Raw genomic sequence first — 19,952 nt, 5'->3', positions numbered from 1 at the left:
GAGGCGACTTGACTGCCCGCATGTGGGAATCAACACAACGTCACCGCCAGTCGGGCCGTCGTGCCCACCCCCACGAGCGCGCGTGCGGTATCCCGGGGCACGGACAGGACCACGAGCGCCCCACCGTCCCCAACACCCTGGTCGGGATCGGGCAGTTCGGCAACCCGGGCCCCCTCGGCCACCACCCTGGGCGGTCCGGCGCGCTCCGCCGCGACCACGTCGACGCGGTCCCCGGGCCGCAGCAGCCGCACCGTCGCCGCGTCCGCGATGCGCACCGGGGCCGACACCATCCGCACCGCCGCGGGCTGCTGCGCCGGCTCCGGGGAGACCCGTACCGCCGCGGGCGCGGCGCCCCGCGAGGCCTGAGCCTCCGTCCCGCCGACGGCCAGTGCCGCCGCCGCGACCGCCAGCCCGGCCGAGACGGCCCGCCGCCGGCGCCGCAGGGCCCTGCGCAGCCGGTCCCCGCCCCGTCCGACCCGCAGCGGGGGAAACGGCGGGACCGGCCGCGCGGGGGGACACGCGGACGAGCACGCGGAAGGGAAGACAGGAACGGACGACGAGGAGGAACTCGAAGAGGGCGCCGAGGGAGAAGCCGAGGGTGAAGCCGGGGAAGATGCCGAAGAGGGCGTGGGCGTACGGGACATGAGGGCCACCACCAGACGGAGTGAGTCGCTGTGCCCGGACCTTGCGCCCGGACACACCTCACGATCCGGCCTCCCGCCGGATCCCGCTCCGCCCTGTGGACGATCCCCAGGTTGTGGACGACGGCGTCACCCGCAAGGGTTCAGAGGCCCGCCCGGATCCGCTCCAGCGCCGCCACCGGGTCCGCCGCCCGCGTCACCGATCGCCCGACCACGATGTGCGACGCCCCCGCCCCGAAGGCCGCTCCCGGCGTCCCGCCCCGCGCGTGCCCGCCCCCGGCCCCGCCCGGCATCGTCACCCCCGGGGTGACGATCAGCGGCTCCGGTCCCAGGGCGGCACGCAAGGCGCCGGCTTCCCGGGGCGAGGCGACGAGTCCGTCGCAGCCGGCGGCCACCGCGAGCCGACCCAGGCGCAGCACCTGTTCGTCGGTACTCGCGGCGACGACGCCGACGTCGGCGAGGTCGCTCGCGGTCATGCTCGTGACCACGGTCAGCGCGAGCACCTTCAGCCCGGGGAACTCCCGCGCCGCTTCGACCGCCGCCGTCAGGATGCCCGTACCGCCCATGGCGTGCACGGTCACCATCGACGCGCCCAGCGTGCCCGCCACCCGGACCGCGCCGGCCACGGAGTGGGGTATCTCGAAGAGCTTCAGGTCGAGGAAGACCTCGTACCCCCGGGCGGCGAGGTCCCGGACGAGCCCGGGGCCCGCGCTGGTGAGCAGTTCCAGGCCGACCTTGTAGTGGCCGCAGGTGTCGCCGAGCCGCGCGACGAGTGTCTCCGCGGCCGCGTGGTCGTCGAAGTCGAGGGCGACGATGATCCGGTTCTCGGTGTTCACGTCGCCATTGTCGTGGCCGCCGCTTCCCCGGGAACGTGCGGGAAGGCGCGGGATCCGATCACGCGAGGTCCAGGCCGAGGGCCGTGAGCAGCCGGTCGGCGAGGTCCTCCGCGAAGGGCTCGGAGCCGGTGAGGGCGGTCCGGACTCCCGCCGGGTCGGCGGTCAGACCGGCGGCCGCCGCCCAGTCGAGCGCGCCCTCAAGGGCCGGCTGGACGGGGAACCGGTCGAGCGGTATCCCGTAGTCCTGTGCCGTGTCCCGGTTCAGCAGGGCCTTCCAGTGACCGCCGGCGAACGTGGCGGCCTCGACGAAGCCGACGTCGCTGTCGAGGTAGGCCACCGTGATCACCGGCGCCCCGGTCCGTCGCGACAGTGCCGCGGCCCCGCCGGCCGGCTGATCGGCGACGTGCAACATCACCCAGCCTCCGCCCAGCTCAGCGGCTTCCTCACCGCCCCCGGCCGCACCGAACCCGGCCTCGGCCGCGAACTCCCGCAGCTCCTCCACCGTGGCGCGGGCCACGGCCGTCCCCCCTGAATTCCCCATGCGTGGAGGCTAGGCCGAGGCGCTGACAAAGCCTCCGCTAAGGCAGCTCGATGCCCAGGTCCCAGCCGTCGTGGGCGTGCGTGCACAGGCAGGCGCGGGATTCCGTCGCCGGCAGGGCCGCCACCGCGTCGAAGAGCACCTCGCGCAGGCGGCCGACGTTCTCGCCGAAGACCTTCAGGACCTCCGTGTGCGACACGCCCTCACCGGTCTCCGCGCCCGCGTCCAGGTCCGTGACCAGCGCCATCGAGGTGTAGCAGAGCCCCAGCTCGCGAGCGAGGACCGCCTCCGGGTGCCCCGTCATGCCGACCACCGACCAGCCCGCCGCCGCGTGCCACCGCGACTCGGCGCGCGTGGAGAAGCGCGGCCCCTCGATGACGACCATGGTGCCGCCGTCCACCGGCTCCCAGTCCCGTTCCCGTGCCGCCGCCAGCGCCACCTCGCGCCCCACCGGACAGTACGGGTCCGCGAAGGTGGTGTGCACGACGTTCGGGACGCTGCCGTCGGGCAGCGGCTCCCCGTCGAAGAAGGTCTGCGCCCGGGACTTCGTACGGTCGACCAGCTGGTCGGGTACGAGCAGCGTGCCCGGACCGTACTCGGCCCGCAGGCCGCCGACCGCGCACGGGCCGAGTACCTGGCGGACGCCGACCGAACGCAGGGCCCACAGGTTGGCCCGGTAGTTGATCTTGTGCGGCGGGACGGTGTGGCTGCGCCCGTGCCGGGGCAGGAAGGCCACCTGGCGGCCGGCCAGCTCACCCACGTACAGGGAGTCGCTCGGGGGCCCGTACGGGGTCTCCACCTGGATCTCGGAGACGTCCTCCAGGAACGAGTAGAAGCCCGAACCGCCAATGACACCGATCTCTGCGTTCACCATGCGGCCCACCCTAACCGGGCATGCCGAAGGCCCCGCTGCCGGTCAGGGCGGGCGGGGCCTAGGGGGAAACGGTCAGGCGGCCGAGGTCGAGCTGCTGCCCGTGCTCGACGACGTCGAGGAGGACGCTGCGGCGGGGGCGGCGGCAGCCGTCGTCGTGGACGACGAGGCCGGCTTCGAGGCAGGCGTGCTGCTCGACGAGGCGCCACGGCTGTCGTTCCGGTAGAAACCGGAGCCCTTGAAGACGATGCCGACCGCGGAGAACACCTTCTTCAGGCGTCCGTCACAACTCGGGCACACGGTCAGTGCGTCATCGGTGAACTTCTGCACGGCCTCAAGGCCCTCACCGCACTCGGTGCACTGGTACTGGTAGGTCGGCACGAATATCCTCCTGGCACTCTGACTCAATGAGTGCTAACGACGCTCCATGGTGACGTATTCCGGTCGATCAGTCCACCGTCACCGGCACGCGGTGACCCATCCCACGCTCGTTCACGCGGTTCCGGGCGGCCGGCGAGGCGGTCCGCGCGGTACGCGGGGCGGTGCTCGGCGCCTCGGCCGCGGTGGCGGCCTCGGTAGGGGCGGCGGCCTCTGCAGCAGCGGCGCCGGCCGGCGCGGACGCGTTCACGACCCGGCTCGGAGCCTTCGGCGCCAGCTTCGCGCGCAGCGCCAGCAGCGTGGCCAGCGCGAGCGCCGTGGCACCCATCGGCACCAGGAAGCCGTACGAGGACCCGTGCGCGTCCGTCAGGCGGCCGGCCAGGGTGACCGCGATGGCCTGCCCGAAGGCGATGGAACCGGTCAGCCAGGTGAACGCCTCGGTCCGGGCGTTGGCCGGGACCAGCTGCTCGACCATCGTGTAGCCGGTGATCAGGGCGGGGGCGATGAACAGGCCGACGACCAGGCCGAGCGGGCCCAGCAGGATCATCGAGTGGGCGGCCCACAGCACGGACGCGGCGGCGGTGAGGCCGATGTAGCCGAGGATCAGGCGGCGACGCGGGCCGATCTTCCAGGCGACGGCACCCATCGCGATGCCGGCGATCATGTTGCCGGCCGCGAAGACGCCGTAGAGCAGGCCGTTGGCGCCGGGGTTGCCGATCTCGTTGGAGAAGGCGGCCAGCGAGACCTGCATGCCGCCGAAGACGGCGCCGATCCCGAGGAAGGCGAAGATCAGGACGCGCAGGCCCGGGAAGGACAGCGCGAAGGCGCGCTTCTCGCCGGCGGCCGACGGGGCGTGCGGCTTGGGCTGGGTGGCCCGCCGGGCCGCGAAGAGCAGACCGCCGAAGAGCGTCAGCGTGGCCTCGGTGACCAGGCCGGCGGCCGGGTGGACGCCGGTGCACAGCGCGGTCGCCAGGACCGGGCCGACGACGAAGGTGAACTCGTCGGTGACGGACTCGAAGGCGGCGGCCGTCGGCAGCAGGGGCGAGCCCTCCAGCTTGGCGGCCCAGCGCGCCCGGACCATCGGTCCGACCTGCGGTACCGAGGCGCCGGCGGGTACGGCGGCGAGCGCCAGCGCCCAGACCGGCGCGTCCAGCAGGGCGAGCGCCGCCAGGCCGCTGACGGAGGCGGCGTGCGTGAGCACGACGGGGACCAGGACGGCGCTCTGGCCGAAGCGGTCGGTGAAGATGCCCATCAGCGGGGCGGACAGAGCCATCGAGACGCCGGTGACGGCGGCGACGATGCCGGCGCTGCCGTAGGAACCGGTGGTGTGCTGGATGAGCAGCAGCATGCCGATGGTCAGCATGCCGAAGGGGAGCCGGGCGGCGAAGCCGGGGAGTACGAAGCCGAGGGCGCCGGGTGTGCGCAGCAGCTGCCCGTAGCCGGGGCGGGCGGACGTGTCGGTCGTGACCGCGGATGTCACGGCCTTGCCTTTCCGCTGCCTGGTAGAGCGTCCCCGTCTGCGGACGGTGCTTCGCCTTGTGAGCGGCCGCACCCGTACATGTGGGAGCCCCGAGAGCTGTCCTCTTGCGCAGAACCGAGTGATACCTGGGCGCCCACTGCGGGAGGGTGCCACGGCCGCTTTGCGGTCGCGCCAGCTCTGCGTCAGGCAGAGTTGGTTCGATCTGGTGTGCCTTCATCGTACAGGGGGATGCATTACCACGCCCTGTGATTACGGTGACAAGGTGTGTCTTCACCTGCGATTAACGGGAGCTTCGCCATCCCAGGCCCCGGTAAACAGGGGCAAAGCAGTTCAGAGTGCACCGAAAATGGCCGAATTAGAACGCCGCTCTAAACTGTTCCTCTATCGGAATGTCCGATTCCGGGTGTTGTCCGATTCCGGATGTCAGCTCCGGGATCGCGGAGACCCGTCCCCGCCCGTCCCCAGCCACCCGGCCAGCTTTCCGCCCCGGGCCACCGCCCGCAGTCGCGCCTCGGCCGCGTCCCGCACCGGATCCGTGGCCACCACCAGCAGCTCGTCCCCGCGCCGCAGCACGGTCGACGGCATCGGTACGAAGCTCTTCGCGTCCCGGACCACCAGCGTGACCGAAGCCCCGGGCGGCAGCCGCAGCTCGCTGACCTCGACGCCGTGCATGCGCGAGGCCGGCGGGATCGCGAAGGAGAGGAGGTGTCCGCGCAGCTTCTCCAGCGGAGCCGACTCGATGCCGAGGTCGGAAGCGGTCTCCTCCGACTCCCCGAGCCTGAGCTTGCGCGCCAGCCAGGGCAGCGTCGGCCCCTGCACCAGGGTGTAGACGACGACGAGCACGAAGACGATGTTGAAGACGCGGTCGCTGCCCTCGATCCCGGACACCATCGGGATGGTCGCCAGGATGATGGGCACGGCGCCGCGCAGGCCCGCCCACGACATCAGGACCTGCTCCCGCCACGGAATCCGGAAGGGCAGCAGGCTGACGAAGACCTCCAGCGGCCGCGCCAGCATCGTCAGCACCAGCCCGATGACCACGGCGGGCCAGAAGTCGTTGACCAGCTCGTGCGGCGTGACCAGCAGGCCGAGCAGGACGAACATGCCGATCTGCGCGATCCAGCCGAGGCCGTCCGCGAACCCCCGGGTGGCCGGCCAGTGGGGGAGCTTCGCGTTCCCGAGCACCATCGCCGCCAGGTACACGGCGAGGAAGCCGGAGCCGTGCGCCAGCGCGCCGGCCGCGTACGCGGCCACGGCGATCGCCATCACGGCGATCGGGTAGAGGCCGGAGGCGGGCAGTGCCACGTGCCGCAGGCCGTACGCGCCGAGGAAGCCGACGGTCAGGCCTATCGCGACGCCGATCGCCAGCTCAAGGGCGATCTTGCCGACGAGGACGTACCAGTCGTCCACCGGTCCGGCGGTGGTGGAGAAGGTCACGACGAGGATGACGACGGGGGCGTCGTTGAAGCCGGACTCCGCTTCCAGGACGCCCGTGATCCGGGAGGGGAGGGGGACCTTGCGCAGGACGGAGAAGACGGCGGCCGCGTCGGTCGACGAGACGACCGCGCCGATCAGCAGTGCCTGGCGCCAGTCCAGTCCGACGAGGTAGTGCGCCCCCGCGGCCGTGACGCCGACGCTGACCGCGACGCCCACCAGCGACAGCACGATCGCGGCCGGCAGGGCCGGTTTGATCTCTTTCCACTTGGTGCCCAGACCACCCTCGGCGAGGATCACGACGAGTGCGGCGTAGCCGATGACCTGCGTCAGCTCGGCGTTGTCGAATACGACGTGCCCGATGCCGTCCTGGCCTATCGCGATGCCTATGCCGAGGTAGATGAGCAGGCTGGGGAGGCCGCTGCGTGAAGAGATGCGTACCGCCGCGACGGCGATGAGCAGCACGAGCGAGCAGACCAGCAGAAGCTCATTGAGCGTGTGGACAGTCAGCGGGCGGCCCTTTCCTCAAAGCGCGCCGACGGATCCGTCCGCCGGTGGCATATGTCGGCAAGTACTTCGTTACCTTACCTAATCTTTGACGGAGTTTTTACGTGATAACCACATTGTGAAACGCATGTTCGGCCCTGTCCTCGGATGCCGGTCCGCGTCCCGCCGAATCCGGCTCTCCACCCTGGCGGATCAACGGGTACGGTCCTGCGCCTATGGTTGCTCCCAGCACTCCCAGGACCACCCTGCCCCTCTAAGGACAGCGATGCCCGCCAACGAAACCGCTCCTCCCGTCAAGAAGAAGGGACGACGCGCCCGTCTGATCGTGCTCGTCCTGGTCCTGGCTCTCTTCGCGGGCCTCGGCTACGGGGCGTACTGGGGCGTCGACAGCGTGCGCGCCTCCTTCCCCCAGACCACCGGCTCTCTCAAGGTGCCGGGCCTCACCGGGACCGTCGAGGTCAAACGCGACGCCCACGGCATTCCCCAGCTCTACGCCGACAACGACGACGACCTCTTCCGCGCACAGGGCTTCGTGCACGCGCAGGACCGGTTCTGGGAGATGGACGTTCGCCGTCACATGACGTCGGGGCGGCTCTCGGAGATGTTCGGCTCCGGCCAGGTCGAGACCGACGCCTTCCTGCGCACGCTGGGCTGGCGCCAGGTCGCCCAGACCGAGTACGACAAGAAGCTCTCGGAAGAGACGAAGAAGAACCTCCAGGCCTACGCCGACGGGGTCAACGCGTACCTGAAGGGGAAGTCCGGCAAGGACCTCTCCGTCGAGCACGCCGCCCTCAAGCTCAGCGACGACTACCAGCCCGAGCAGTGGTCGCCGGTGGACTCGGTGGCCTGGCTCAAGGCGATGGCGTGGGACCTGCGCGGCAACATGCAGGACGAGATCGACCGCGCGCTGATGTCGAGCAAGCTCTCGCAGGCGCAGATCGACGAGCTCTACCCGCCGTACCCCTTCGACCGGAACAAGCCGATCGTCGAGGGCGGCAAGGTCGAGGGCGGCAAGTACGCGCCCCAGAGCCCCGGCGGCTCCGGCGGCTCCGGTTCGACGGGCGGCGGCTCCGCCTCCGCCACGGGCTCCCAGACCTCCACGGGAACGGGCACCGGCACCGCCACCAGCACCGCGTCCGGCCTCGCCGACAACGCCACCGCCCAGGGCGCGACCGTGGGCCTGCGCACCCAGCTGACCTCCCTCGCCAAGACCCTGGACGAGATCCCCGCGATCCTCGGCCCCAACGGCAGCGGCATCGGATCGAACTCCTGGGTGATCTCCGGCCGCTACACGACCACCGGCAAGCCGCTGCTCGCGAACGACCCGCACCTGTCCCCGCAGCTGCCCTCGGTCTGGTACCAGATGGGCCTGCACTGCCGCACGGCCTCGCCCCAGTGCCAGTACGACGTGGCGGGCTACACCTTCTCCGGCATGCCCGGCGTGGTCATAGGCCACAACGCCGACATCGCCTGGGGCATGACCAACCTCGGCGCGGACGTCACCGACCTCTACCTGGAGCAGGTGAAGCCCGAGGGCTACGTCTACGACAACAGGGTGGTCCCCTTCGAGACCCGCGAAGAGGTCATCAAGGTCGCGGGCGGCGCCAGCAAGAAGATGACCGTCCGCACCACGAACAACGGCCCGCTGGTCTCCGACCGCAGCGACGACCTCGCCACGGTCGGCGCCCGCGCCCCGGTGGGCAGCTCGGCCCCCGACCGCGGCAACGGCTACGCCGTCGCCCTGCGCTGGACCGCCCTGGACGCGGGCAAGTCGATGGACGCGGTCTTCAAGCTGGACAAGGCCAAGGACTTCAAGTCCTTCCGGGAGGCGGCCGCGGACTTCGAGGTCCCCTCCCAGAACCTGATCTACGCCGACGGCAAGGGCAACATCGGCTACCAGGCCCCCGGCCGGATCCCGGTCCGCAGCCAGGGCGACGGCCGCATGCCGGCCCCCGGCTGGGACTCCAAGTACGCCTGGAAGGGCGGCAAGGACGGCAACGCCGGATACATCCCGCAGAACGAGATGCCCTGGGACTTCAACCCGTCCCGCGGCTACATCGTCACCGCCAACCAGGCGGTCGTGGAGTCCGGCACCGGCTCGGGCAAGTACCCCTACATGCTGACCACCGACTGGGGCTACGGCGCCCGCAGCCAGCGGATCAACGACCTCATCGAGGCGAAGATCAAGGACAGCGGCAAGATCTCGACCGACGACATGCGGGCCATGCAGATGGACAACAGCAGCGAGATCGCCGCGCTGCTGACCCCGATGCTGGCCAAGATCGAGGTCTCCGACCCGGACGTGCGCTCCGCGCAGAAGCTCCTGGACGGATGGAACTACACCCAGGAGCCCGACTCGGCGGCCGCCGCCTACTTCAACGCGGTCTGGCGCAACATCCTCAAGCTGGCCTTCGGCGACAAGATGCCCAAGGAGCTGCGCATCGAGGGCAGCTGCATGAACGTCCGCGCCGACAGCAGGGGCCCGGCCGACGAGCTCGCCGAAGTGGTCCGCGAATGCGGTACCCGCGGCCCCGACTCGGCGCAGCCGGACGGCGGCGACCGCTGGTTCGAGGTGGTCCGCCGCCTGGTCAAGGACGAGAAGTCGCAGTGGTGGTCCTCGCCCAAGAAGGGCTTCACCCAGCCGGCGACCGCCACCCGCGACGAGCTGTTCGCCCGGGCCATGCACGACGCCCGGTGGGAGCTGACCGCCAAGCTCGGCAAGGACCAGTCCACCTGGAGCTGGGGCCGGCTGCACCAGCTGACGCTGAAGAACCAGACCATCGGCAAGGAGGGCCCCGGCTTCATGCAGTGGCTCCTCAACCGCGGCCCGTGGAACCTGGGCGGCGGCGAGGCCACCGTCAACGCGACCGGGTGGAACGCCTCCAGCGGCTACGGGGTCACCTGGGTGCCGTCGATGCGGATGGTCGTCAACCTCAACGACCTCGACAAGTCCCGCTGGATCAACCTGACGGGCGCCTCGGGTCACGCGTACAACGGCAACTACACGGACCAGACGACGATGTGGGCCAAGGGCGAACTGCTCGACTGGCCCTTCGGGAAGGACGCGGTCGACAAGGCCACGGTCGACACCCTCACGCTGAAGCCGTGAAACGGACCACCCCCGACGGGGTGGCCACCGCCTGAACGGGGTGGTCGTGCGGTTCCTCCGGGACCCGCGCGACCACCTCGTCGTCGTAGAGGAGCACGACCAGCGCGGGATCCGCCCCGGCGCGCTCCAGCCGCTCCAGGACCCGGTCGTACGAGCCCCCGCCGCGGCCCAGGCGCATCCCGCGCGCGTCCACCGCGAGCCCGGGCAGCAGTACGGCGTCGGCCGCCGTCACCGCGTCCGGCCCGAGCGCCGGTCCGGTCGGCTCCAGCAGCCGCATCTTCCCCGGGTGCGCGGCCTCGGCGAGGCTGCCCGGACCCTCGTACGCCGCCCAGTCGAGGTCGTTGTCGGGCAGCAGCAGGGGGAGCAGCACCCGCTTGCCGGCCGAGCGCAGGGCGTCGAGCAGGGCGCGGGTGCCGGGCTCCGTGCCGACGGAGACGTACGCCGCGACCGTGCGGGCGTCGGCCAGTTCGGGCAGGTCCAGTGCGGTGACGGCGAGCGCGGTGGCCGCCGTACTGCAGGTCTCGGGGGACAAGGCGCGGCGGGCGGCGAGGAGTTCTCGGCGCAGCTGCGCCTTGGCGGAGACGGGGCGCGGGTTCTCTGTCACAGGGGATTCAAATCTCGTCGTGAAATCGGCACATAAGTGGACCTACCTACCGGGATCTGGGCTGGCGTTCGGCAGGACCCACTATCGTTCGGGGCATGACTATGTTGCACCCCGTGATCAAGAAGGCCGTGATTCCGGCTGCTGGCCTCGGCACTCGCTTCCTTCCGGCGACCAAGGCGACCCCGAAGGAAATGCTCCCCGTTGTGGACAAGCCGGCCATCCAGTACGTGGTCGAGGAGGCCGTGGCGGCCGGGCTCGACGACATACTGATGATCACTGGGCGTAACAAGCGTGCGCTGGAAGACCACTTCGACCGGAACTACGAGCTGGAGTCGGCCCTCATCGCCAAGGGCGACGACGACCGGCTGAAGAAGGTCCAGGAATCCAGCGACCTGGCCACCATGCACTACGTCCGCCAGGGCGACCCGCGAGGCCTCGGCCACGCCGTGCTGTGCGCCGAGCCGCACGTCGGCCGCGAGCCCTTCGCCGTCCTGCTCGGCGACGACCTGATCGACCCGCGCGACCCGCTGCTGCGTCAGATGTCGGACATCTACGCCCGCACCGGCGGCACCGTCATCGCCCTCATGGAGGTGGACCCGGCCAGCGTCCACCTCTACGGCTGCGCCGCCGTCGAGGCCACCGGCGAGGAGGACGTGGTCCGGATCACCGGCCTCGTCGAGAAGCCGGAGCCCGAGGACGCCCCCAGCAACTACGCGGTCATCGGACGTTACGTCCTCAACCCCGCGATCTTCGACATACTGCGGGAGACCGAGCCGGGCCGAGGTGGGGAGATCCAGCTCACCGACGCCCTGCAGAAGCTGGCCGCCGACGAGACCATCGGCGGTCCGGTGCACGGAGTGGTCTTCCGGGGCCGCCGCTACGACACCGGCGACCGCGGCGACTACCTGCGGGCCATCGTCCGCCTCGCGTGTGAGCGTGAGGACCTGGGCCCGGAGTTCCGCACCTGGCTTCACCGTTACGTCACGGAGGAGATGTAGCACCTTGACCAGTTCCGCACCGCAGGACACCGGCCACCGTCTGTGGTCCGTGGACGAGCACCTCGCGGACGTCCTCGCCACCGTCCGGCCGCTGGAGCCCATCGAGCTCCAGCTGCTGGACGCCCAGGGCTGTGTCCTGGTCGAGGACGTCACCGTGCCCGTCGCCCTCCCGCCCTTCGACAACAGCTCCATGGACGGCTACGCCGTCCGTACGGCCGACGTCCAGGGTGCGAGCGAGGAGTTCCCCGCGGTGCTGACGGTCATCGGGGACGTCGCGGCGGGCAGCGGCGAGCTGCCCACCGTGGGCCCCGGCGAGGCCGCCCGCATCATGACCGGCGCCCCGCTGCCGCCCGGTGCCGAAGCCGTCGTACCGGTCGAGTGGACCGACGGCGGTACGGGTGAAGGCGCGGCCTCCGGGATGACCCCGGCCAGCGCCGCCCCCGAGGGCGCGGGCGGCGAGGTGCGGGTGCACCGCGCGGCCGAGGCGCGGGCGCACGTCCGCTCGCGGGGCAGCGACGTACAGGCCGGCGACCTGGCCCTGGCGGCCGGCACGGTCCTCGGGCCGCCGCAGATCGCCCTGCTGGCCGCCATCGGGCGCGGCACCGTACGGGTGCGGCCGCGCCCGCGCGTGGTCGTGCTGTCCACCGGCAGCGAGCTGGTCCAGCCGGGCGAGTCGCTGGCCGCCGGGACGATCTACGACTCCAACAGCTTCGCGCTGGCCGCGGCCGCACGGGACGCCGGGGCCATCGCCTACCGGGTCGGGGCCGTCGCGGACGACGCCGACACCCTGCGCGCCACGATCGAGGACCAGCTGATCCGGGCCGACCTGCTGGTCACCACCGGCGGCGTCAGCGTCGGGGCGTACGACGTCGTCAAGGAGGCGCTGACCGCGGTGTCCGCGGGCGACGCGGCCGCCGGGGACATCGACGGCGGCGGGATCGACTTCCGCAAGCTCGCCATGCAGCCCGGCAAGCCGCAGGGCTTCGGCACCATCGGCCCGGACCACACCCCGCTGCTGGCGCTGCCCGGCAACCCGGTGTCCTCGTACGTCTCCTTCGAGCTGTTCGTGCGGCCCGCGATCCGCGCCCTCATGGGCCTGCCGGAGTCCGAGGTGGGCCGGCCGACCGTACGGGCGGTGCTCAAGGCCGACAAGGCGCTCGGCTCCCCGGCCGGCCGCCGCCAGTTCCTGCGGGGCAAGTACGACGCGCAGGGCGGCACGGTCAGCCCGGTCGGCGGATCGGGCTCCCATCTGATCGCCGCGCTGGCCCACGCGGACTCGCTGATGGTCGTACCGGAGGACGTCACCTCGGTGGAGCCGGGGAGCGAGCTGGAAGTGGTCCTGCTCAGCTGAGGACCGGCGGGTGCGGGTAGCGTGTTGCACCACACAGGCCCCTCGGGGGCCCGGACGGAAGCGACGCGCAGAGTATGAGTACGCAGAGCAGGCTGACCCACATCGACGAGGCCGGCGCGGCCCGGATGGTCGACGTCTCGGAGAAGGACGTCACCACCCGGACGGCCCGCGCCAGCGGCCGCGTACTCGTCTCCCCCCGGGTGATCGAGCTGCTGCGCGGCGAGGGCGTCCCCAAGGGCGATGCCCTCGCCACCGCGCGGATCGCCGGGATCATGGGCGCGAAGAAGACCCCCGACCTGATCCCGCTCTGCCACCCGCTGGCGGTGTCGGGCGTGAAGGTCGACCTGTCGGTCGCCGACGACGCCGTCGAGATCCTCGCCACGGTGAAGACGACCGACCGCACGGGCGTCGAGATGGAGGCCCTGACCGCCGTCGCGGTCGCCGGGCTCACGGTGATCGACATGGTGAAGGCCGTCGACAAGGGCGCGGTCATCACGGACGTCCGGGTGGAGGAGAAGACCGGCGGCAAGTCCGGCGACTGGACGCGCTCGTGAACGCCCCGCGCGGCGGCGAGGTGCACAGCCACGTCCCCCCGGCGGCCGAACCCTCCGCCGCCCCTGCCGGCTCCGCGGCCCCCGCGCCGCGCGGCCTGGTGGTGACGGCCTCGAACCGGGCCTCGCAGGGCGTGTACGCCGACAAGGGCGGCCCGCTGCTGGCCGAGGCGCTGGAGAAGCTCGGTTTCCAGGTGGACGGCCCCCGGGTCGTCCCCGACGGGGATCCCGTCGGGCAGGCGCTGCGCGAGGGCGTGGCAGCCGGCTACGACGTCATCCTGACCACGGGCGGGACCGGCATCTCGCCGACCGACCGGACGCCGGAGGCCACCGCGGCGGTGCTGGATTACGAGATCCCGGGCATCCCGCAGGCCATCCGCGCCGAAGGGCTGGCGAAGGTGCCGACCGCGGCCCTGTCCCGGGGAATGGCGGGCGTGGCCGGACGCACGCTGATCGTCAACCTGCCGGGGTCGACGGGCGGCGTGCGCGACGGCCTCGCCGTCCTGTCCCGCCTCCTGCCGCACGCCGTGGAGCAGATCCGCGGCGGCGACCACCCCAGACCGGCGGACGCCCCAGGGAGCACGAGCTGAACGGCCCCTCCTGGCCGGCGGTCCTGACGGACGGCGACGTCACGCTCCGGCCGATAAAACTGCGGGACCAGAAGGCCTGGCGCGAGGCCAACCGGCGCAACCGCGACTGGCTGCGTCCGTGGGAGGCGACGATTCCGCCTCCCGCGCCGTGGGGGCCGGTGATCCAGCGGCCGACGTACCGCCAGATGGTCCGCCACCTGCGAGCGGAGGCGAACGCGGGCCGGATGCTGCCCTTCGTCATCGAGTACCAGGGCCGGCTCGTCGGACAGCTGACGGTCGCCGGGATCACCTGGGGCTCGATGTGCGCCGGCCACATCGGCTACTGGGTGGACCGCGACGTGGCGGGCCGCGGTGTGATGCCGACGGCGGTCGCGCTCGCGATCGACCACTGCTTCGGGAAGGTCGGGCTGCACCGGATCGAGGTGTGCATCCGCCCGGAGAACAAGCCGAGCCGGCGCGTCGTGGAGAAGCTGGGCCTGCGCGAGGAGGGACTGCGGCCCCGGTACCTGCACATCGACGGGGCCTGGCGCGACCACCTCGTGTACGCGGTCACGGTGGAGGAGGTGCCGGACGGCCTGCTGCGCCGCTGGCACCGGACCCGGCAGTCGCTGAAATGACCCGTGCCCGCTGAAACCATAGGCGAATATCTGTTCGAATTCATGCGGGCGCGGAACCGATTCGCCCATAACCTGATCCGAAGAATCACAAAAAAAGTCCGTGATATCAGCGAGATCGCGCGACACACCGGCCCAATTGGCCGATCCCCTCGCCCGTGTCCCTCTACGGTGTGATGTGTGAGCAGCAGCGGCCTCATCTACGCAGTCATTGTCGGGGCCTGGGCCGCCTACTTGGTGCCCATGTGGCTCCGGAGGCAGGACGAGCTGAACGAAGCCCGTCCGACGGAACGCTTCTCCACTGCCATTCGGCTGCTTTCCGGCCGGGCGGGAATGGAGCGCCGTTACGCCAAGGGGCTGCGTGAGCGCGGTGACGAGCAGGCGGGGCCCCAGCCCCACGCGGACCCGGACGCCGCGACGGAAACGGTGAATTCCGTGGACGCCGACGCCCGGGCCGTCGTCGTGCCCCCGACCAGGGCGGAGCCGAGACCGGCCACCGCCGAGCGGGAGCACCGCGCGGAGCGGGCCCGGCGCGAACAGCGGCTCCAGGTCCTCGCGCGCCGTCGGCGCACGACCGCGCTCCTCTTCCTCGTCTTCACCCTCGGCGCGGTCGTCGCCGCGGTGGGCGGGCTGCGCTTCCTGTGGGCCCCCGCCGTGCCGGCCCTGCTGCTGAGCACCTACATCGTCCACCTGCGGGTGCAGGAGCGGCGGCGCTACGAGTTCACGATGGACCGGCGGCGTGCCGAGGCGGCCGCGCGGCACCTGCGGGAGAACCGCCCGCGCCGCCGCCACCCCGAGGACACCGCCGCCGCGGACACCGAACCGGACCCCGCGCCACCGGTCTCCCCGCAGGAAGCCGGACGGCGCGCGCTGGTCGAGCAGACCGACCACGCCGAGTGGGTGGACCAGCAGCGCGAGCGCGAACGCGGCCCCGCCCGCGGTGACAGCTGGGAGCCGGTCCCGGTCCCGCTGCCCACGTACGTGACCGCTCCGGTCGCCCCGCGCGCCACGGGCCCGGCGTCCCCGGACGCGTGGAGCCCGACCCGCTCCAGCACGGCCGAGCCGACGGAGCCGCGCCTGCGCGCCCAGCCCGGGGCCCCCAAGCCGGAGCCGAAGACCCCGAGCACCCCGCGCCCGCGCGGCCGCGAGCGCGGCCGTACCCCGCTCTTCGACCAGTACGAGAGCGACGGCCGGCCGCGGGCCGCGAACGAGTGATCGGTGACCTGCGCGGACGCTCCCCGATACCGGTTTTGGAGCACCCGCGTGGGGATGCTAATGTTTCACACGTCGCAAGGGCCTGTGGCGCAGTCTGGTAGCGCACCTCGTTCGCATCGAGGGGGTCTGGGGTTCAAATCCCCACAGGTCCACAGACGACAGTTCTCGAGTAGCTCTCGGGAATCGTCACGAGATCCCGTTCAGCCGAAAGGCTGGGCGGGATCTCGGCGTTTGTGGGTGCGTTCGAGGTGATGTCCGAACGCGGGCGGGAACCCGGGCGGTTGCCCGGCGGAGGACCGGCCTGGGGTTCGCGGTGGCTCGGGTGCGCGAGGGGCGGCGGGGCGCTGCTCCGCTTCCATGCCCCTGGAGGCCCGATGTCCGTGACGCCGGATACGTTGCGGCGGACGTACACACCGCTGGAGGGGCCATGTCTCCTGAAGAAACACGTCTCGCCGCACTCCTGGCCGTCATGCCGGCCCATGACGGTGCGGATGAGCAGGTGGACTGGGACGCGCTGCGAGGAGCGTGGCGGGTCGGATTCCCGTCCGACTACAGAGCCTTCATGACCACTTACGGAGCCGGGGGCATCGATGACGCGTTCAGCGTCCTCACTCCCGAAGCGGCCACGCAGCCGGCCTTCGGGCAGGAACTCGGGAGCATGGCGGGTGAGACCGCCACCATGCGGCACCTATGGGCGACCGAAGGAGGCCCCGACGGAACCACCGCCGGCCCTGACTCCGTCATCGCGTGGGGTGTCAGCTGCGGAGCCGACATCCTCGGCTGGGTCGCCGTTGACGAGGACCCCGACCACTGGCCGGTCATCGTGTGGGAACGGCACGGCCGGCCCCACTGGAAGATCTACGACTGCGGTATGGCGGAGTTCCTCCGCCGTCTGTTCGTCGAGGGCTTCGACGAGTGCCCGCTCAGCGATGCGTCCCTCTGGGGAGAGCCCGCACCGCACTTCGTCCACTGGCGCGAGGAGCAACGGCGCTGGGAGTCCGGCATCGACCCCTACACGGGCGAACCCGACCCGTACTTCGGCACGGAGTTCGAATGATCGGGCGTCCCTGATCCTGCCTCCGGCCCCAGCGCCCTGCCCACGGGAAACGATCTGCCTGACTTCGGCCGTCAGTTCACCGAGTCGAGCGTGGCGCGCTGCTCCGCCGTCAGTTCGAGTTCCACCGCGCCCAGGCTCTCCTCCAGCTGGGCCACCGAGGAGGCGCCGACCAGCGGGAGCACCGGGATGCCGCCGCCCATCAGCCAGGACAGGACGACCTGGTTGACGGTGGCGCCGGTCTCGGCGGCGACCTCGCGGACCGCGCGCAGGCGGGGCTCGGTGCCCGCGTGCTCGAAGCCGGGGCCGAGCGGCTTGTCGTCGCGTACGTAGGCGCCCGCGATCAGCGGGGAGTACGAGACCTGCGTGAGCGACGGGTTGTCCCGGAGGTAGCTGAGCAGGTCGCCGCTGACCAGGCCCTGGTTGCCGTCGGGCGAGCGCAGGCTGGGGATGTCGGTGCGCTGGCGCAGGTAGCTGTGGTGGTGCTGGAGCACCTCGTAGCCCGGTACGCCGGCCGCGGCGGCCAGCGTACGGGCGCGCTCCACGCGCCAGGCCCAGTGGTTGCTCGCGCCGAGCAGGCCGGCCGTGCCGTCCGCGACGACCTCGGCGAATCCCCGGACGGTCTCCTCCAGCGGGGTGTTCTCGTCCATGACGTGCGCGTACAGCAGGTGGATGCGCTCGATGCCGAGACGCTCGCGGCTGCGCTCCGCGGACTCGCGGATGACCTTGGCGGACAGGCCCTCCACGTCGAGGCTGAAACCGCTGGTCGGCTGGTTGGGGCGGGCGCCGAGCTTGGTGGCGACGGTGATCTCGTCGCCGATGCCGCGGTTGCGCAGCCAGCGGCCGACCAGTTCCTCGCTCTCGCCGCCCTGCGTGCCGTTCACCCAGAAGGCGTAGTTGTTGGAGGTGTCGATGAAGGTGCCGCCCGCCTCCGCGAACCGGTCGAGGATCGCGTACGAGGTGGCCTCGTCGACGGTGGTGCCGAAGGTCATGGTGCCGAGGCTCAGCACGCTCACTTCGCGGCGCGTTGCGGGCGCCGAGCCGATGACGCGATATTTCACGGTGGTGCCTTTCGAGAGCGGGATCCGCACAACCTATCCAAGCCGCAAGGGTGTTGAGTGGGTTGAATGGATCCCATGACGATCACGAGCGGGCGGGACGGCGCGACGGCGCAGGCGTGGGTCGCGCTCGGCGGGGCACCGGAGCTCGCCGGGCGGGTGCGGTACCGAGGGGCGCCGGGGCTGGGGCGGGGGCCGCTGCCCGTACGGGAGCTGGCGCGGGCCACGGTCGGGGCGTGCGCGCTGGCCGCGGCGGAGCTGGCCGCCGTACGGGCCGGGGGCGGGGCCGGCGACGCGGCCCCGCCCGTCGTGGACGAGGGCGCGGTCGCGACGGCCTTCGTCAGCGAGCGGCACCTGCGGGTGCGGGGGCGGGAGCCGGTGGGCTTCGCGCCGCTGTCCGGTTTCTGGCGGGCGGCCGACGGCTGGGTGCGCACCCACGCCAACTATCCGCACCACGAGGCCGCGCTGGTACGGGCACTGCGGCTGCCGTCCGCGACGCCGGAGGCGGTACGGGCCGCCGTGGCGGGCCGGGCGGCCGCAGAGGTGCAGGAACGCGTGTACGGGGAGGGCGGCCTCGCGGTGGCCGTGGCGCGGGAGTACGGGGACCCGCGGCCGCTGGTCGAGGCCGCGGAGGAATCCGGGGCGCAGGGCCGGCCGCTGGGGCCGGCCCCCGCGGGGCTGCCGGCGGCCGGGGTGAGGGTGCTGGACCTGACCCGGGTGATCGCGGGGCCGGTCGCGACGCGCACGCTCGGGCTGCTGGGCGCGGACGTGCTCCGGATCGACCCGCCCGGGCTGCCGGAGGCGGCCGACGCGTACGCGGACACCGGATTCGGCAAGCGATCGGCGCTGCTGGACCTCGCGGCCACGGCGGACCGGGCGGTGTTCGAGGGGCTGCTGTCCGAGGCGGACGTGGTGGTGACGGGCTACCGGCCGGGGGCTCTGGAGCGGCACGGGCTCGGGGCGGCGCAGCTGCTGGAGCGGCGGCCGGGGCTGGTGGTGGCCCAGCTGTGCGCGTGGGGCTGGGACGGGCCGTGGGCCGGCCGGCGGGGGTTCGACTCGCTGGTCCAGGCGGGCTACGGGATCGCCGCCCGGTACGCCGGTCCGGACGGCGTGCCGGGGGTGCTGCCGGCGCAGGCGCTCGACCACGGCACGGGATACCTGGTGGCGGCCGGGGTGCTGAGGGCGCTGGCGGACGGGCGCGGGCGCGCGCTGCGGTTCTCGCTGGCGGGAACGGCGTCGTGGCTGGCCCGCGACGTCCCGGCGGCCGGGCCCGGCGCACCGGGCTACTCGGCGCGGCCGTGGCTCCGGGAAACGGACTCGGGATACGGACGGCTGCGGTACGCCATCAGTCCCTTCGGGGACTGGGCGGCGGGTCCGTCCCGCTGGGGCACGGATCGCGCCGCCTGGCTCCCGCGCCGGCCCTGAGCCGCCTCGGGGAAGTGGGGCACGTCCCCGTGCCGCTTCCCCAGCTACCGCTGGGAGGTGCCCCCAGGCACGGCACCTCGCCGCGTTGTCGCAGTACCCGAGTACGTCCAGTACAACGGCACTGCTCCGCCTTGCGATGCACCGCACCGGACGACGCGGAAACGCACCCCGCTTCCCCGAGGCCGCTTAGTCCTGGCTGTGGAGCGGCTTCGTCATGCAGCGGCTGGAGTCGTGGAAGCGGTAGTAGCCGAACTTGGCAGACAGGGCGTAGCCGGACGACAGGTAGAGGGCGATCGCCTCCGGCTGCTGGTCGCCCGTTTCCAGGACCATCCGGGTACGGCCCGCCGCGCGGGCGTCGTCCTCCAGGACTGCCAGGATCCGGCGGGCCAGGCCCAGGCCGCGGGCCTCCGGTATGACGTACATGCGCTTCAGCTCGGCGTCGCCGTCCGCGTAGCCCTCGTCGTTCAGCTCCTGGCTGCGCCACCCGCCGCTGGCGACCGGGGCGCCCGCGGCGTCGTACGCCAGCAGGTAGAGGCCCTGCGGCGGGGCGAACATGGCGGGGTCGAGGAACGTGGCGTCGCCCTCACCGTCGTCGTAGCGCGCCTGGTACTCCAGCTGGACCTGGGCATCGAGCTTGGCCGCGTCCGGATGGTCGTACGGCACAGCGTGGAGGTTTATACCGTGAGACATTTGAATAT

The 19,952-nt window shown here is 72.1% G+C and carries 19 protein-coding genes and 1 tRNA gene; 10 read left to right on the top strand and 10 right to left on the bottom strand.

What is annotated here, in order from left to right; all coding sequences use genetic code 11:
- Nucleotides 1-29 precede the first annotated feature (29 nt).
- The 7 genes from OG429_RS16780 to OG429_RS16750 form a co-directional block, all read right to left on the bottom strand.
- Nucleotides 30-644 (bottom strand): hypothetical protein, encoded by a 615-nt coding sequence (locus tag OG429_RS16780; protein ID WP_328926122.1) that lies wholly within the window; start codon nucleotides 642-644, stop codon nucleotides 30-32.
- 140 nt (nucleotides 645-784) lie between these two features.
- Nucleotides 785-1,477, bottom strand: a complete 693-nt coding sequence (pyrF, locus tag OG429_RS16775) for an orotidine-5'-phosphate decarboxylase (protein ID WP_328926121.1) — start codon at nucleotides 1,475-1,477, stop codon at nucleotides 785-787.
- A gap of 58 nt (nucleotides 1,478-1,535) precedes the next feature.
- On the bottom strand, nucleotides 1,536-2,018 hold the full coding sequence (locus tag OG429_RS16770; protein ID WP_328926120.1) for a hypothetical protein: 483 nt from the start codon (nucleotides 2,016-2,018) through the stop codon (nucleotides 1,536-1,538).
- 37 nt (nucleotides 2,019-2,055) lie between these two features.
- On the bottom strand, nucleotides 2,056-2,889 hold the full coding sequence (locus OG429_RS16765) for an S-methyl-5'-thioadenosine phosphorylase (protein ID WP_328926119.1): 834 nt from the start codon (nucleotides 2,887-2,889) through the stop codon (nucleotides 2,056-2,058).
- A 72-nt stretch (nucleotides 2,890-2,961) separates the two neighbouring features.
- Entirely contained in the window at nucleotides 2,962-3,267 is a 306-nt protein-coding gene (locus tag OG429_RS16760; protein WP_328926118.1) for an FmdB family zinc ribbon protein, read from the bottom strand.
- Nucleotides 3,268-3,334: 67 nt separating this feature from the next.
- Complete coding sequence (locus OG429_RS16755; RefSeq protein WP_328926117.1) at nucleotides 3,335-4,744, bottom strand: MFS transporter; 1,410 nt, start codon at nucleotides 4,742-4,744, stop codon at nucleotides 3,335-3,337.
- Nucleotides 4,745-5,167: 423 nt separating this feature from the next.
- Complete coding sequence (locus OG429_RS16750; protein WP_405679790.1) at nucleotides 5,168-6,643, bottom strand: potassium/proton antiporter; 1,476 nt, start codon at nucleotides 6,641-6,643, stop codon at nucleotides 5,168-5,170.
- Between the two features lie 307 nt (nucleotides 6,644-6,950).
- Between OG429_RS16750 and OG429_RS16745 the strand changes: the two genes are divergently transcribed.
- Nucleotides 6,951-9,794 (top strand): penicillin acylase family protein, encoded by a 2,844-nt coding sequence (locus OG429_RS16745; protein ID WP_328926116.1) that lies wholly within the window; start codon nucleotides 6,951-6,953, stop codon nucleotides 9,792-9,794.
- Here the strand turns inward: OG429_RS16745 and OG429_RS16740 are convergent.
- Nucleotides 9,778-10,398 carry a 5-formyltetrahydrofolate cyclo-ligase gene (locus OG429_RS16740; RefSeq protein WP_328926115.1) on the bottom strand — a complete coding sequence of 207 codons (621 nt, stop codon included), beginning with the start codon at nucleotides 10,396-10,398 and terminating at the stop codon, nucleotides 9,778-9,780. The genes OG429_RS16745 and OG429_RS16740 overlap by 17 nt on opposite strands.
- A gap of 95 nt (nucleotides 10,399-10,493) precedes the next feature.
- On the opposite strand from OG429_RS16740, the gene galU reads away from it, so the two are divergent.
- The 8 genes from galU to OG429_RS16700 all read left to right on the top strand — a co-directional run bounded on the left by galU (nucleotide 10,494) and on the right by OG429_RS16700 (nucleotide 16,774).
- On the top strand, nucleotides 10,494-11,396 hold the full coding sequence (gene galU, locus OG429_RS16735; protein ID WP_328926114.1) for a UTP--glucose-1-phosphate uridylyltransferase GalU: 903 nt from the start codon (nucleotides 10,494-10,496) through the stop codon (nucleotides 11,394-11,396).
- A gap of 4 nt (nucleotides 11,397-11,400) precedes the next feature.
- On the top strand, nucleotides 11,401-12,747 hold the full coding sequence (gene glp / locus OG429_RS16730; RefSeq protein ID WP_328926113.1) for a molybdotransferase-like divisome protein Glp: 1,347 nt from the start codon (nucleotides 11,401-11,403) through the stop codon (nucleotides 12,745-12,747).
- A 74-nt stretch (nucleotides 12,748-12,821) separates the two neighbouring features.
- Nucleotides 12,822-13,301, top strand: a complete 480-nt coding sequence (gene moaC, locus OG429_RS16725; RefSeq protein ID WP_328926112.1) for a cyclic pyranopterin monophosphate synthase MoaC — start codon at nucleotides 12,822-12,824, stop codon at nucleotides 13,299-13,301.
- A gap of 20 nt (nucleotides 13,302-13,321) precedes the next feature.
- Nucleotides 13,322-13,888 carry a MogA/MoaB family molybdenum cofactor biosynthesis protein gene (locus OG429_RS16720; RefSeq protein ID WP_405681408.1) on the top strand — a complete coding sequence of 189 codons (567 nt, stop codon included), beginning with the start codon at nucleotides 13,322-13,324 and terminating at the stop codon, nucleotides 13,886-13,888.
- A complete protein-coding gene (locus OG429_RS16715; protein WP_328930303.1) occupies nucleotides 13,885-14,505 on the top strand; it encodes a GNAT family N-acetyltransferase in 621 nt (206 codons plus the stop codon). The genes OG429_RS16720 and OG429_RS16715 overlap by 4 nt, the downstream gene beginning before the upstream one ends.
- Nucleotides 14,506-14,682: 177 nt before the next feature.
- Nucleotides 14,683-15,717, top strand: coding sequence for a divisome protein SepX/GlpR (gene sepX, locus OG429_RS16710; protein ID WP_328926111.1), 1,035 nt, complete (start codon nucleotides 14,683-14,685; stop codon nucleotides 15,715-15,717).
- A 78-nt stretch (nucleotides 15,718-15,795) separates the two neighbouring features.
- Nucleotides 15,796-15,869 (top strand) — tRNA-Ala (locus tag OG429_RS16705).
- 275 nt (nucleotides 15,870-16,144) lie between these two features.
- Nucleotides 16,145-16,774 (top strand): hypothetical protein, encoded by a 630-nt coding sequence (locus OG429_RS16700; RefSeq protein ID WP_328926110.1) that lies wholly within the window; start codon nucleotides 16,145-16,147, stop codon nucleotides 16,772-16,774.
- Nucleotides 16,775-16,845: 71 nt separating this feature from the next.
- Here OG429_RS16700 and OG429_RS16695 read toward each other — a convergent pair whose 3' ends face one another.
- Nucleotides 16,846-17,832: an aldo/keto reductase gene (locus OG429_RS16695; RefSeq protein WP_328926109.1), complete on the bottom strand. Its 987-nt coding sequence runs from the start codon at nucleotides 17,830-17,832 to the stop codon at nucleotides 16,846-16,848.
- Nucleotides 17,833-17,907: 75 nt separating this feature from the next.
- On the opposite strand from OG429_RS16695, the gene OG429_RS16690 reads away from it, so the two are divergent.
- Entirely contained in the window at nucleotides 17,908-19,254 is a 1,347-nt protein-coding gene (locus OG429_RS16690; protein ID WP_328926108.1) for a CoA transferase, read from the top strand.
- A gap of 186 nt (nucleotides 19,255-19,440) precedes the next feature.
- Here the strand turns inward: OG429_RS16690 and OG429_RS16685 are convergent, their stop codons facing one another.
- Nucleotides 19,441-19,944, bottom strand: coding sequence for a GNAT family N-acetyltransferase (locus OG429_RS16685; protein ID WP_328926107.1), 504 nt, complete (start codon nucleotides 19,942-19,944; stop codon nucleotides 19,441-19,443).
- Nucleotides 19,945-19,952: the final 8 nt, after the last annotated feature.

It is taken from the genome of Streptomyces sp. NBC_00190, from assembly GCF_036203305.1.
Lineage (GTDB): Bacteria > Actinomycetota > Actinomycetes > Streptomycetales > Streptomycetaceae > Streptomyces.
Note: the sequence above shows the minus strand (reverse complement) of the source record. Positions and strands in the feature narration are given on the sequence as shown.